We start from the raw sequence: 12,932 nt of genomic DNA on the forward strand, positions 1-12,932 counted from the left end.
GCAATATCGTGTTGAAGGTTTTTTCGGGGGGATGTCGATCCGATGGTGCGTCGATCGTCGTTACCTGGTAAGACAATTGGTCAGGAACCTTGGATCTGCCGTTTTGCGCCAAGTCTGGCCGCCATCGTCATCCGACCTGGGAGCACACTGTGAACCGACTCGACAATCCGATCCTGCAAGTCCTGGAAGGCTACAAAGCCGCGGTATTGGCAAAAGACGTGGACGCGTTCGTTGCGCTATACGACCGCGATGCGGTGGTCTTCGACATGTGGGGGACATGGTCGTACAACGGCATCGCATCGTGGCGCGCCATGGTGGAGGGCTGGTTCGGTTCGCTGGGTACGGAACGTGTGATAGTCGATTTCAGCGAGGCGCGAACGATCGTCGCCGCGGACCTCGCCGTCGTTCACGCCTTCGCGACATATAAAGCCGTCGACGCCGACGGATCGGAACTGCGCTCGATGGACAATCGCCTGACCATGACGCTGAGGCAGCAGGCCGACGGATGGAAAATTGTCCACCAGCACACCTCCTCTCCGATCGAGGTCGGCACGGCGCAGGTAATTTTCAGGCGCTAGCGCTCTGGCGGTTCGACATCGCGCGTCGGCTCGCGAATAATCACGGCTGCGTGACTTTCCAATTTGCGACGTACCTTCTGTTTAAAAGCAGCCATGAAACCATTGCTTGCCGGCCGATGCCTTTGCGGTGCCGTCCATTACTCGGTGAAGGACGAATTCGTCTATGCGTTGAACTGCCACTGTTCAAGCTGCCGGCGCGCGACCGGCTCGGCGTTCAAACCCTTCGCGGGAATCGAGCGCGACAAGCTGCGCATCACTCGGGGCGAAGACAGCCTGTTGATTTTCGGCGATGAACGAGCGTCGCATGATGTGCGCTGCAAAATATGTGGAAGCCTGATGTTCTCAGTGGTTCGTCAGGGGCAGTACGTTCACGTCACGCTGGGAACACTCACGGACTCGCCCGCCATGTCTCCCACTGCCCACATTTTCGTGGGTTCAAAGGCACCGTGGTATTCGATCACTGACCCATTGCCGCAACACGACGAATTCGGGTGAGTCTCTTTCCTATCGCAACATCGACTCGAAAGATCGCACCACAGCGGCGTTGAATCGCTGATGGAACGCCGCCCGATCGAAGCCCGGCGCGCTGTCGCAGATCTCCGGGCGCAGCCGCGCAAGACGCGCATCGCAAGGTGGCAGAAAGTCGTAATGGCCGGCGTTGGCCACCACGCGATAGTCGGGAGCGCGGGGCAGGTCGTCCCGCACCGGCTCGTCGTACCAGGGATGCGGCTGATGACGATCGTCGGCGGCGCTCCACAGCTGGACCGGGACGCGCACGCCGCTCAAGCCCGCGCGGCCGAACGCGAAGCCGAACGAAGGCGCCGCGATGACGACGGCCTTGATGCGCGCATCGTGGACCCATACGCCGGTGGGAACATTCGCGCCGAAACGAACGTCGACGCCCGCATGCCGCAACGCTTCGCAGAGGTCATGATCCGGGTGAACTTCGCAAAACGGGGCGATTTTCGAAAGATCCGGGACGCCGCCCGCGGCCACGAGCACGGTGAAGCCACCGTTGGAAAAGCCGAATGCGCCGACGCGGTTCGCATCGAGCCGCTCGCGCCCACGCCAGTCGTCGAGCATGTAGTCCACCAGCCGATGAAGCTGTGCGGGCCGGCGCCAGAGTTGCAGCACGCGGCTCTGGTCATCGAAAGTGTCGCCGGCGTGACTGACCGCCGCCGCGACGAAGCCCGCGCGAGCCAGCGCGAGAGCCGTGTCGTAATGGGCGCCGTACCAGCCGCCGCCGCCGTGCGACAGCACGATCAGCGGCAGGTGATGGCCTGCGATCGGCGCGTCGGCCGCGACGGTCTGGGTGACGTCGCCCAGGGCGTGCGGCGTGGCCGGCGCATCGGTGGGATACCAGATTCCGGCAGTGAGCGGCGGCTCGGCGCCATTCGGTATGTCGACCTTCTGAAAGCCGACCCCGGCGGCGAGGGCAGGCGCGCCAGGCGTCATGGCCAGAAGAAGGGCGACGATGGCCATCAATCTCACGGTTTTCTCCATGATCGTCGGCGGCGGGCTGAGCTCCGGACGGCTCGAGGTCTATGAGACCAAAGTCCAATTGAATATTTCAGGCGCGGGTTCAATAGTAGTGAAACGCCGCGTTCTGTCGACGACAAAGCCGGCGCGATTCTCTTCCTAAGATGCCGGAATTGCAGGCAGGCCTTGGTATTGGCGTCAGGAACGTTCCAGTGGGTTTGAGTTTTCGCGATTGCAGGCCTATCACGGTGTCGCCGCCGAACCGCGACGCGACCTGGCGGGAGAACAACTTATGCTGCTCACACCGATTCCCCAACGGACTCCGTCCCGAGAGATGCTCGACGTCCTGATCCGCGCCGGACTCGTCGCGGTCCTGGCCGTATTCTGTTTTCGGATCTTCGCGCCGTTTCTTAACCTGATGGCCTGGTCGGTGATTCTTGCGATCACGCTCTATCCACTGCAGGTCCTGCTTCGCTCCATGCTCGGCGGCAAGGATGGCCTGATCGCCACGCTGATCGTCCTTGTCGCGCTTGTCGTGATTCTGGTGCCAACGTATGCGCTGGGTCTCGCGGTAGCCGATTCGGTCGAGAAATCGATCGCCATTGCCAGGAGCGGTACCTTCCGGATTCCGCCTCCCGCGGAGTCGGTGGCGAGTTGGCCGCTGGTCGGCCAGCGTGTGTACGACTTCTGGCAACAGGCATCGACGGACCTGACCGGTCTTGCGCATAAATTCGCCCCGCAGCTGAAGGAGGCCGGGCTCGCTGTGCTTGCAACGGTGACGGGTCTCGGTGCCGGCCTGGTGATATTTTTCGTCGCGCTGATCGTCGCAGGAATCCTGATGGCCCACGGTGAGAAGGGCTATCACAGCGCGGTGCAGATCGCCTCGCGCATCTCGGGCCCCGAGAACGGCGCTCAGATCGCCGACTTGTGCACGGCGACGATTCGCGCGGTGGCCCAGGGGGTAGTGGGCATCGCGTTTATCCAGATGCTGCTGATCGGCATCGGCTTCGTCGTGAAGGGGATACCCGGCGCGGGGTTGCTCGCGCTGGCCGTGCTGCTGCTCGGCATCATGCAATTGCCGGCCACGCTGATCACCATTCCAGTGATCGCCTTCGTGATCGTCACGGACGGCGTGAACACCGCAAACATCATCTTCTCGGTTTACGTGTTCGTCGCGGGCCTCGCCGACAACGTGCTCAAGCCACTGATGCTGGGCCGTGGCGTCGCGGTGCCGATGCCCGTCGTGCTGATCGGAGCGCTCGGCGGCATGGTGACGGGAGGCGTCATCGGGCTATTCGTTGGGCCCGTGATGCTGGCCGTCGGTTATCAGCTGTTCTGGCGCTGGGTCCGAGACCAGCCTCAACCCAAACAACCCACGCAACCCACGCAGACCCACGAACAGAAGCAGACCTGAAGCTCGAGGATGGCTCCGTGTCACCGTTGATGCGTCCGTACGGGATCGCAGTGCTTTTCGGGGCGGCGGTTGGCCTGAGCGGATGCATGCGGGTGGGCCCGGACTTCAAGCCGCAGCATGAAGCGTGGAGCGAGCACTGGAGTAGCGAATCGATCACGCGGGTCACGCAACAGGGTGCACAGCCCGATGTGCGCCAGTGGTGGCTGATCTTCGACGATAGGAATCTCGAACGTCTGATCGCCGAAGCCGACGCGAACAACGGCGACCTGAAGATCGCCGGACTGCGCGTGCTCGAGGCGCGCGCACAGCTCGGCATCGCGCTCGCGGGACGCTATCCGCAGGTGCAGCAGGCAAGTGCCGATGTACTGGCTTCGGCGCGCAAGCGCTCGGATGGTTCCAATCCGCGCTCGGGCGCCTTCGTGCAGTACGGCGCGGGCTTCAGCATCGGCTGGGAACTCGATTTCTGGGGACGTTTCAGCCGCGCGATCGAATCGGCCGACGCCGGGTTCTTCGCCGCGCAAGCCAACCGCGACGATGCGCTGGTTCTGTTGCACGCGCAGGTCGCGGATACGTATTTCACGCTGCGGGTCGCGCAGGCGCGGCTACGCATCGCTCGCGAGAACGCCCAGTTGCAAAAACGCAGCTACGACATCGCTCAAAAGCTCTTCAAGGCTGGCGAATCCGACGAACTCGACTTCCAGCAGGCGAAGACGCAGTACCTTGGGACGCTGAGCAGCATCCCCGATCTCGAAAGCCAGATCGTGCTTGCGCGTCATGCGCTGGCGGTGCTGATCGGGCGAGCGCCGGGTCCGCTGCCGGAACTCGACGTGCAGTCGGGCAAGGAAGGCGTGGTGCCGCTGGTGGATCATGCGGTGCTGCAGGACGTGCCGGCCGATCTGCTGTTGCGCCGCCCTGACGTTCGCGCGGCCGAGTATCAGATGGCTTCGCAGTCGGCGCTCATCGGCGTGGCACAAGCGGATCTGTACCCGTCGGTATCGTTGCTCGGCACGCTGACGTGGACCGCCAGTTCGCTCGCGGGCGCACCGAGCACACTGCTCTTTGCCGCGGGCCCGAGCGTGACGTGGAACGTGTTCGATTACGGCAGGATCACGAACAACGTGCGCGTCCAGGACGCACGGCTGCAAGAGTTGACGGTCGCTTATCAGAACACGGTGCGCGAGGCGGCGCGCGAGGCCGACGACGCCGCGACGGCGCTGCTCGCCGCCTTGCAGCGCGACACCATTCTGAATGATGCGCAGGGCGCGGCGCGGCGCTCGCTGACGCTCGCCAATACGATCTATCGGGAAGGGTATTCGGACTTCCAGCGGGTCCTCGATGCGCAGCGCGCGCTGTTCGCGCAGCAGGACGCGTACGTGGTCAATCGCAGCAATGCGCTCGGCAGTGTGATCGCGCTTTACAAGGCGCTCGGAGGCGGCTGGGAAACCGAACAGCCGCTCGTCGACGCGGCGACGCGCGCGCAGATGCGGCAACGCACCGATTGGGGCGACCTGCTCGACCAAACGGCGCCGTCTTCCGGTACGCCGGGGCAAGCCGAAGGGGCGTCACGATGAGCGATACCCAGGATACCCGCGAGCCTCGAACCGCCGCCCCGCCGAAGTCGTCGACGCCTGCCGCCGACCCTTCGGGCAGGGCGGTCAAATGGGTCGTCTGTCTGATCGTGCTGAGCCTGATCTGGTATCTGCTCGCCGACCGTTTCACGCCGTATACGCAGCAGGCGCGGATTCAGGCCTATGTCGTGCCCGTTGCCGCCGAGGTGTCGGGACGCGTGACGCGGGTGTTCGTCCATAACAACCAGGATGTCAACGCGGGGGACGTGCTGTTCGAAGTCGATAGCGAGCCCTACCGCATTGCCGCTGACCGCGCGCGCGCCGATCTGGAGTCCACGCGCCGGCAGGTCGGTGCCAGCACGGCCGGCATCGAGTCGGCACTCGCGGCGTTGCGGGCCGCCATCGCGAACGAGGTCAAGGCGCGCCAGGACAGCGACCGTCTCGAGCGGCTCTATCGTGAAGACGAGGGCACCGTCTCCCTGCGACGCCTCGAGGTCGCGCGGGCGACGCATCAACAGGCGCTGAGCCAGGTCGACGGGGCCCGTGCCGAAGTCGAGCGGGCGCGGGAGCAGCAGGGCGGAAGCGAGGCGGAGAATGCGCAATTGCGCAGCGCCGCTGGCGCGCTGGAGAAGGCCGAACTCGATCTCGCCAACGCGCGGATCAGAGCCCGCTCGAGCGGCGTCGTGACGGATCTGCGCACGGAAGTCGGTCAGTTCGCCGCGGCGGGCAATCCGGTCATGACGCTGATTGCGATCCGCGACGTGTGGGTCAGCGCCGACATGACGGAGAACAATCTGGGCCATCTCAAACCCGGCACGCGCGTCGAGATCGCATTGGACGTGCTGCCCGGCGAAGTGTTCGGCGGGCGGGTTCGCAGTGTCGGCTATGGCGTGAGCGTGGGGCAGAGCACGCCGGCGGGCAGCCTGCCCACCGTGCAGAATAGCCGCGACTGGCTGCGTCCCGCGCAGCGTTTCCCGGTAATCGTCGAATTCGACGACAGCGAGCGCGCGCGTCTGCGCGATCTGCGGGTGGGCGGGCAGGCCGAAGTGATGGCGTTTCCGACCCAGGGCAATCCGCTCAATCCGCTGGGACACGCGTTCATCCGGCTGATGAGCTGGCTCTCCTACGTCTATTGAGAAGCCCATGCAGCCCATGCAGCCCGTGACCCAGCGCCTCGGTTATCGCGCGATACGTGTGGCCATCGGAACGGCGATCGCGCTTGCCGTCAGCTTTGGACTCGATTTCCCGATACCCGTCGTCGCGCCGGTATTCACGGTTTTTCTGCTGGCCACGCAGAATCGCCCGCTATCGTTGAAGGCCGGCGTGATTCTTTCGCTGGTCGTGGCGTCGACCACCGGCAGCGGCCTGCTCCTCGTTCCATTGCTTCGTCACTATGCGTTGGCCGGCATCATGATCGTCGGCCTCATGCTGTTCTTCGCGTTTCGTTACGGGCTGCGTGGCGGCAACAATCTCGTCGCGACTTTTCTGGTCGCGGGACTGACGATGATTTCCGCCGCGGGCACGGCCGACTTCGAACTGGCCCTGACGGTCGTCGGCGCGCTGGCGAAGGGACTTCTGCTTGCCGTGCTGGCGTCGACGCTGGCGCACAGATTGTTTCCTGAAAGCATGGGCGCGCGAGAACAGCCCGCCGCGGCAGCGATGGCGGAAGACGAGGCGGCCTATATCGCGCTGCGTGCCGCGCTCGTCGTCATGCCGGCCTATCTGCTCGCGATGACCGACCCGGCGAACTACATGCCGATCATCATGAAGTCCGTCAGCCTCGGCAGACAAACCTGCACGACCTCGGCCCGCGGCGCCGCACGCGATCTGATCGGCTCGACGCTGCTCGGCGGTCTGCTCGCCATCGCGTTCTGGTTTGCGCTGAGGCTGTTCGTGCATTTGTGGATGTTCTTTCTGTGGATGCTGTTGTTCGGCCTGCTGGTGGGACGCAAGCTGTACGGCCTGCAACCCACGCGTTGTTCGCCGGGCTTCTGGCTGAACAGTCTCGTGACGATGATCATTCTGCTCGGGCAATCGGTGCAGGACAGCGTGGCGGGCAAGGATGTCTACACCGCGTTTGCCGTGCGAATGGGGCTCTTTCTGGCCGTAACGGCCTATGCGTATTTGATGCTTCTGCTTTTCGAGCAGCACCGCCGTGCGGAGTGAGCCGGGGCGGCATGCTGCAAAGCCGACCCGATGATCGCAACAGGAGCGTGCAATGGGAAATGCGACAGGCGATGGCGCGGTCCGTCCTCGGGCCGGCGAGATCCTGAAGGAAATGGCGATAACCCTGTGGTTTCTGAGAGCGATTCTGATCGGCCTGCTTCTACTGTTCGTCCTGCTGACGTTTGGCATGTACTACTGGGGCGCGCCCGTCGAGACAGCGAACCGGACACCGTCGCCGCTGGGTGAAACCGTGTACTTCTGCGCGATCACGGCGCTCACCATCGGGTACGGCGATGTCGTGCCCACTTCGGCGTTCGGCCGGATCGACGCCGCATGCCTCGGGCTGATCGGCGTGGTATTCACCGGCTTGATCGTGGCCGCGGCTGTACGAGGTGTGCAGGAGGCCGCGCATCGGGCGGAAAGGACGGGATAGCGAGGGGCGCAACAGAATGAGGCGGACTGGACGGTATTGAAAGCGGCAGTCAAGGCTGGACGTATTCAGGTCATTCGTGAATGAGGTTCAAGTCCCAGCCTGACTTTTTCTAAACCACATCGGCTAATTGCCTTCCGGCATTTTCGACGAATGATGGCTGGTAATCAGCCACTTGTGCCCATTCCACGCGTAGGTGAACGTATAGCGCGCCTTGACGACCGAGCCGTCCGCGAACTTGAAGGTGTAGAGCCCCGAGTCGATCGCCGTGTTGCATTCGATCATGATGTCACGGAAGTCGATCGTGCCGACCGGTTTGTTTTCGAGGAAGTGTTTGAAATAGTCGAGCTTTTCGTCGGCGGTCAAACGCGGCTTGTTCGAGACGGTCGGCAGCAGGATCGAGTTCGGCGCGTAGTTCGCCACGACCTTCTGCGGGTCGCCGGTTTTCAGCGAGTCGTTCCAGCGATCGAACAGTGCGGAAATCTGCTTTTCCGAGGTGGGATGGCAGGCTTCGGACCTCGCGAATGCGTTGCCATGGGCCACGACCGCAACCATCGCAAAGACGAGGGACGGCCCGTCTACGCTGATTCTCATGATGCCCTCCGCGATCGTTGCCGCTGGATTGTTCCGCCAGTAAATCGAAACTGTGCACGGCATATCCGCCACAGCATCGACATTCGAGGACAAGAACCCGGGTTATTTGCGTCGGTTCAACTCGCTTCTTCCAGAACCACGACGCTGCGTGCCTCGACGCGAAATTGATCGTTTTCGACAGCGGCCTGTTGCGCCGCTTGCACGATGTCATGCGGACTGTCGCGCGCGGTATCGACGATACGCCGCCAGTGCCGCCCGTCGGGCGCGGGCAACTGGACCGTGCGGGCGCAGTCGTCCATGTTGAACACCGCGTGCAGTGCCGGCTCGCCAGGCGCTTCGCCGCCCAGCGTGACGGCGAGAAGCCGCGCGCCAGGATCGTGCCAGCCCGGCTCGTTCAGGCGCTCGCCGTGCCATGCCGCATCCGGCCGAGTCTGCCCCGGCGAGGGCCGGCCGGTCAGGAAATACCGCCGCCGCAAACTTGCGTGGCGCTTGCGCAGCGCGATCAGCTCGCGCACGAAGCGCGACATGGCCGAGCCGGCTTCAGTGGGTGTCCAGTCGAACCAGCTGAGGGTGTTGTCCTGACAATAGGCGTTGTTGTTGCCGCGCTGGCTGCGCAGCACCTCGTCGCCGGCGAGCATCATCGGCACACCCAGACTCAGGAACAGGATGGCCATCGCGTTGCGCGCCTGGCGGTGTCGCAGACCGAGAATCCCGGCGTCGCCGGTCTCGCCCTCGGCGCCACAGTTCCACGACAGGTTGTCGGAGCTGCCGTCGCGATTCGCGTCGCCGTTGGCTTCGTTGTGCTTCGATTCGTAGCTGACGAGATCGATCAGCGTGAAGCCGTCGTGGCACGTCACGAAGTTGACGCTGTTGTTGGGCAGCCTGCCGTCGTCCGCATAGAGGTCCGAGCTGCCCGCGATGCAGGTCGCGACGGCCCCGATGAGCCCCGGGTCGCCGCGCACGAAACGGCGAATCAAGTCCCGATAGCGGCCGTTCCACTCGGCCCATGCCATGCCGGGAAAGGCGCCGACCTGATACATGCCGGCGGCGTCCCACGCCTCCGCGATCAATGGCACGCGCGACAGCACACGCGAAGACTCGATCGCCCAGGGCAGCGGTGGATCGACCATCAGCTCGCCGCGCTGGTCGCGCGCGAAGATACTCGCCAGATCGAACCGGAAGCCATCGACGCCGAGTTCTTCCACCCAGTATTCGAGGCAGCGCACGATGAACGTCGTCACCAGTGGATGGTTGCAATTGATCGTGTTGCCGCAGCCGGTGTAGTCCCGGTAGCGGCGCCGGTCGGCCGCGTCGAGGTGGTAGAAGATATCGTTGACGAGGCCCTTGAAGTTGATGACGGGGCCCGTCTCGCCCGCTTCGGCCGTATGGTTGAACACGACGTCGAGCAGCACGGCGATGCCCGCGGCGTGCATGGCGTCGGTCAGCGCGCGAAACTCCTGGGGCGCGCGCGCGGGATCGCGGCAGTAGCGAGGATGCGGGCTGTAATAGCTATGCGTGCTGTAACCCCAGTAGTTGCTCAGGCCGAGGGCCGCCGTGGCGGGCGGAACGTCCTGTTCGTCGAAGGCCATCACCGGCAGCAGCTCGACGTGGGTCACGCCAAGCTGCGTCAGGTACGGAATCTTTTCGATCAGGCCGGCGAAGGTACCGGGATGCTGCACGCCGCTCGACGGATCACGTGTAAAGCCGCCGACATGCAGCTCGTAGATGATCGCGTCGTCGAGTCCGCGCGAGATACGCCCAGGGGACGAGGGCAGGGGTTCCGTCACGATCGCGCGGTGGGTTTTGTGCCCGTCGGGATTCGGCTGGCCGAGCGCAGGCCGCGTCCACAGCACGTCGCTAATCGCGCGGGCATACGGGTCGAGGAGTTCGCGGTCGGGGTCGAACGCGTAGCCGCTAGCGCGCGTATCGCGCGGACCGTCCACCCGCCACGTGTAGCAGGTGCCGAACGGCAGCGCTTCGACCATCACATGCCAGTAGTAGAAGGTGCGGTTGCAACCGGCGGCGAGCGTGATGATCTGGAACGGCTCGGGGCTGTCAGCCGCGTCGTACAGCAACAGCTCGACGCGCGTCGCGTGACGGCAGAAGATGCAGAAATTGATGCCGCCGGGCACCGCCGACGCGCCCACGGGAAACCGCGACCCGGAGCGAACCGCATGAGCACGCACCGATCCCGTTTCAGGGTCATTGATCAAGGGTGATCCTCATCGGGCGGATCTTCCAGATCTTGTCGCAGTATTCGCCGATGGCGCGGTCGGAAGAGAACTTGCCCGAGCGCGCGGTGTTCAGGATCGACATCCGGGTCCAGCGCCGCGTGTCCTGCCAGGCGGCGCTCACGTCGTCCTGACGCGCCACGTAGGCGGCATAGTCGGCGAGCACGAGAAACGGGTCCGCGTGCGTCAGATTGTCGATCAGCGGGCGGAACATCTCGCGGTCTCCTCGCGAGAAATGACCGTCGGCGATCAGTTGCAGCACTTCGCTCAGTTCCGCGTCGTCCTTCACATAGTCCGCGGGGCGATAACCCGCGCGCTTCATACGTTCCACTTCGTCGGCGCTCAGGCCGAACAGGAAGAAGTTTTCGTCGCCGACCTCTTCGCGGATTTCGACGTTGGCGCCGTCGAGCGTGCCGATCGTCAACGCGCCGTTCATCATGAACTTCATGTTGCCGGTGCCCGATGCTTCCTTGCCGGCCGTCGAAATCTGCTCGGACAGGTCGGCGGCAGGGTAGATGAAGTGCGCGTTCTTCACATTGAAGTCCGGATAGAACACGACTTTCAGCCGCCCGTTCACCACCGGGTCGTTATTCACGACTTCGGCGATGCCGTTGATCAAACGGATGATCAGCTTGGCCGTCGCGTAGCCGGGCGCCGCCTTGCCGCCGAATACGAAACAGCGCGGTGTCAGCGCGAGCTGCGGATCACGCAGCAGGCGCCGGTACAGCGTGACGATCAGCAACGCGTTCAGATGTTGCCGCTTGTATTCGTGGATGCGCTTGACCTGCACGTCGAACAGCGCGGCAGTGTCGACGCCGATGCCCGTGACGCTCCGGATATGCTCGGCGAGCACGGCCTTGTTCGCCAGCTTCACGCTACGCCAATGCTGCTGAAACGCGGCGTCGTCGGCATAGGCTTCGAGCTTGCGCAGTCGCGCGAGATCAGTGACCCAGCCAGCGCCGATGGTCTCGTCGATTAGCCGCGCGAGCGCCGGATTGCAAAGCAGCATGAAACGGCGCGGCGTGACGCCGTTCGTGACGTTGTGAAAACGCTCGGGCCACAATTCGGCGAAGTCCCGCAGCACGGTCTGCTTGAGCAGCCCGGAATGCAGTTCGGCGACGCCGTTGATCGCGTGGCTGCCGACCGTTGCCAGATGCGCCATGCGCACGAGCTTGTCACCGCGCTCGTCGATCAGCGACATGCGTGCGATGCGCGCGTCGTCGCCCGGATAGCGCTGCCGGACCTCGTCGAGGAAGCGGCGGTTGATCTCGTAGATGATTTCGAGCAGGCGCGGCAGCAGGTTGCGCATCAGCGGCAGCCCCCAGGTTTCAAGCGCTTCGGGCAGCAGGGTGTGATTGGTGTACGCGAGCGCGCGCCGCGTGATGTCCCAGGCCTCGTCCCACGGCACCTGCCTGTCGTCCACGAGGAGACGCATCAGCTCGGCGACGGCGATCGACGGGTGCGTGTCGTTCAACTGCACGTTGAACAACTGCGCGAAGTGTCCGACCGGTTCGCCCTTGATTTCGAGCAGGCGCAGCATGTCCTGCAGCGAGCACGACACGAAGAAGTATTGCTGCGCGAGACGCAGGCGCTTGCCGATCTCGGGCTCGTCGTTCGGATACAGCACCTTCGACAGCGTCTCGGAGATGACCTTTTCGTTGACGGCCTCGTAATAGTCGCCGGCATTGAAGTCCTGCAGGTCGAACGACTCGACCGCCTCGCTCTTCCACAGCCGCAAGGTGTTGCACGTGTTGACGTGATAGCCGGGCATCGGCGTGTCGCAAGCCACGCCCTTGACCTGCCGCGTGGGTGTCCAGCGCACGCACAGGTGCCCGCGTGCATCGGTTTCGTCGTGGGTGCTGCCGCCGAACCCCACGTAGTACGCAACCTCCGGGCGCACGATCTCCCATGGATTGCCCTTTTGCAGCCACTTGTCGGTGGTTTCGACCTGCCAGCCGTCGCGAATCTGCTGGTCGAAGATGCCGAACTCGTAGCGGATGCCATAGCCGATGGCCGGTATTTCCAAACTTGCGAGCGAATCCAGATAGCAGGCCGCGAGGCGGCCAAGTCCGCCATTGCCGAGCCCCGGCTCTTCCTCGAGTTCGAGCAGCATATCGAGGTCGACGCCGAGCGCGCGCAGCGCTTCGCGTGTGTTGGCCTCGATGCCGAGATTGACGAGGTTGTTGCCGAGTTGCGGGCCGATCAGGAACTCGGCGGACAGGTAGCAGGCGACCCGCACATCGCTTCCGGCGTAGGTCTGTACGGAGGTTGCCCAGCGGGCCAGCAGCCGGTCGCGCACGCTATACGCGAGCGCCATGTACCAGTCATGCGGGGAAGCGATCGCCGGATAGCGGCCCCGCAGGCACAGCAGATTGTCGAGCACGCCGCGTTGGAGCGCGGCGGCGCTCAGGCCGGTGCGCGCTGCATCCGCGCTTTGCTGCGAGGTCGTGGTGGGAGCGTCGGCCATGATGC

Annotated in this window: 12 protein-coding genes; 8 read left to right on the forward strand and 4 right to left on the reverse strand. The window is 64.1% G+C overall.

Annotated elements, in window-relative coordinates:
- Positions 1-149 precede the first annotated feature (149 nt).
- Both OKW29_RS23010 and OKW29_RS23015 read left to right on the forward strand, forming a co-directional pair.
- Positions 150-578 carry a YybH family protein gene (locus OKW29_RS23010; RefSeq protein ID WP_429292732.1) on the forward strand — a complete coding sequence of 143 codons (429 nt, stop codon included), beginning with the start codon at positions 150-152 and terminating at the stop codon, positions 576-578.
- 93 nt (positions 579-671) lie between these two features.
- The gene (locus tag OKW29_RS23015) at positions 672-1,073 is read left to right on the forward strand and encodes a GFA family protein (RefSeq protein ID WP_429292733.1); all 402 of its coding nucleotides are present in this window, start codon (positions 672-674) and stop codon (positions 1,071-1,073) included.
- 9 nt (positions 1,074-1,082) lie between these two features.
- Here OKW29_RS23015 and OKW29_RS23020 read toward each other — a convergent pair whose 3' ends face one another.
- Positions 1,083-2,060 carry an alpha/beta hydrolase family protein gene (locus OKW29_RS23020; RefSeq protein ID WP_429292734.1) on the reverse strand — a complete coding sequence of 326 codons (978 nt, stop codon included), beginning with the start codon at positions 2,058-2,060 and terminating at the stop codon, positions 1,083-1,085.
- Here OKW29_RS23020 and OKW29_RS23025 point away from each other — a divergent pair.
- From OKW29_RS23025 to OKW29_RS23050, 6 genes are all read left to right on the forward strand, one after another.
- Entirely contained in the window at positions 2,053-2,220 is a 168-nt protein-coding gene (locus OKW29_RS23025; RefSeq protein ID WP_184071345.1) for a hypothetical protein, read from the forward strand. The genes OKW29_RS23020 and OKW29_RS23025 overlap by 8 nt on opposite strands.
- A 129-nt stretch (positions 2,221-2,349) precedes the next feature.
- Complete coding sequence (locus OKW29_RS23030) at positions 2,350-3,471, forward strand: AI-2E family transporter (protein ID WP_184071299.1); 1,122 nt, start codon at positions 2,350-2,352, stop codon at positions 3,469-3,471.
- 29 nt (positions 3,472-3,500) lie between these two features.
- Positions 3,501-5,042: a TolC family protein gene (locus OKW29_RS23035; RefSeq protein WP_429294913.1), complete on the forward strand. Its 1,542-nt coding sequence runs from the start codon at positions 3,501-3,503 to the stop codon at positions 5,040-5,042.
- Positions 5,039-6,175, forward strand: coding sequence for an HlyD family secretion protein (locus tag OKW29_RS23040; RefSeq protein ID WP_429292735.1), 1,137 nt, complete (start codon positions 5,039-5,041; stop codon positions 6,173-6,175). The genes OKW29_RS23035 and OKW29_RS23040 overlap by 4 nt, the downstream gene beginning before the upstream one ends.
- 16 nt (positions 6,176-6,191) lie before the next feature.
- Positions 6,192-7,205, forward strand: a complete 1,014-nt coding sequence (locus OKW29_RS23045) for a DUF2955 domain-containing protein (RefSeq protein WP_090804186.1) — start codon at positions 6,192-6,194, stop codon at positions 7,203-7,205.
- Positions 7,206-7,257: 52 nt separating this feature from the next.
- On the forward strand, positions 7,258-7,638 hold the full coding sequence (locus tag OKW29_RS23050) for a potassium channel family protein (RefSeq protein ID WP_184029705.1): 381 nt from the start codon (positions 7,258-7,260) through the stop codon (positions 7,636-7,638).
- 123 nt (positions 7,639-7,761) lie between these two features.
- Here OKW29_RS23050 and OKW29_RS23055 read toward each other — a convergent pair whose 3' ends face one another.
- From OKW29_RS23055 to OKW29_RS23065, 3 genes are all read right to left on the reverse strand, one after another.
- Positions 7,762-8,229 (reverse strand): DUF4440 domain-containing protein, encoded by a 468-nt coding sequence (locus tag OKW29_RS23055; RefSeq protein ID WP_429292736.1) that lies wholly within the window; start codon positions 8,227-8,229, stop codon positions 7,762-7,764.
- A 116-nt stretch (positions 8,230-8,345) separates the two neighbouring features.
- Entirely contained in the window at positions 8,346-10,442 is a 2,097-nt protein-coding gene (gene glgX / locus OKW29_RS23060; protein WP_429292737.1) for a glycogen debranching protein GlgX, read from the reverse strand.
- Positions 10,432-12,927, reverse strand: coding sequence for a glycogen/starch/alpha-glucan phosphorylase (locus OKW29_RS23065; protein WP_429292738.1), 2,496 nt, complete (start codon positions 12,925-12,927; stop codon positions 10,432-10,434). Before OKW29_RS23065 ends, glgX begins: the two co-directional genes overlap by 11 nt.
- Positions 12,928-12,932 lie beyond the last annotated feature (5 nt).

This window comes from Paraburkholderia sp. CI3 (genome assembly GCF_050436505.1).
Classification (GTDB): domain Bacteria; phylum Pseudomonadota; class Gammaproteobacteria; order Burkholderiales; family Burkholderiaceae; genus Paraburkholderia; species Paraburkholderia tuberum.